1 protein-coding gene and 1 pseudogene are annotated in these 486 nt (G+C 73.7%); one reads left to right on the forward strand and one right to left on the reverse strand.

Annotation, left to right across the window (positions count from 1 at the left end):
• A partial coding sequence (locus G3I78_RS47840; protein WP_164436886.1) for a biliverdin-producing heme oxygenase occupies positions 1 to 187 on the forward strand: 187 nt, incomplete at its 5' end.
• A 32-nt stretch (positions 188 to 219) separates the two neighbouring features.
• Here G3I78_RS47840 and G3I78_RS47845 read toward each other — a convergent pair.
• Positions 220 to 486: pseudogene (locus G3I78_RS47845) on the reverse strand (molybdopterin dinucleotide binding domain-containing protein); the annotation flags it as partial.

Below are 486 nucleotides of genomic sequence, written 5' to 3' on the forward strand. Positions count from 1 at the left end.
CGACGGCCTCGCGTTCTACACGTTCGTCGAGATCCCCAAGTCCAAGCCGTTCAAGGACGTCTACCGCGAGCGCCTCGACGCCCTCGTCCTCACCCCCGAGCAGCTCGACGAGACCGTCGCCGAGGCCAAGCACGCCTTCCGCCTCAACAGCGACCTCTTCGCCGACCTGGGCGCCGCCCACCCCTGAGCCCGGCGCGCCCCGGCAGCCGGACCCGGGCTCTACCGCGCGGCCTGCAACCGGACGACGACGGACTTCGAGACCGGCGTGTTGCTCCCGTAGGCCGCGCTCTCGAGCGGGACGAGGACGTTCGCCTCGGGATAGTAGGCGGCGGCCGACCCCCGCGCGGTCGGGTAGGCGACCACGCGCTGGGCGGCGAGGACGCGGTCGGGCTCGCCGGGCCACTCGGCATGGACGTCGACCCGGTCGCCGTCGGCGAACCCCAGCTCGGCGAGGTCGTCCGGGTGCACGAGCACGACGTCGCGGCC

The organism is Streptomyces sp. SID13726 (genome assembly GCF_010548375.1).
In the GTDB taxonomy this organism is placed as follows: Bacteria; Actinomycetota; Actinomycetes; order Streptomycetales; family Streptomycetaceae; genus Streptomyces.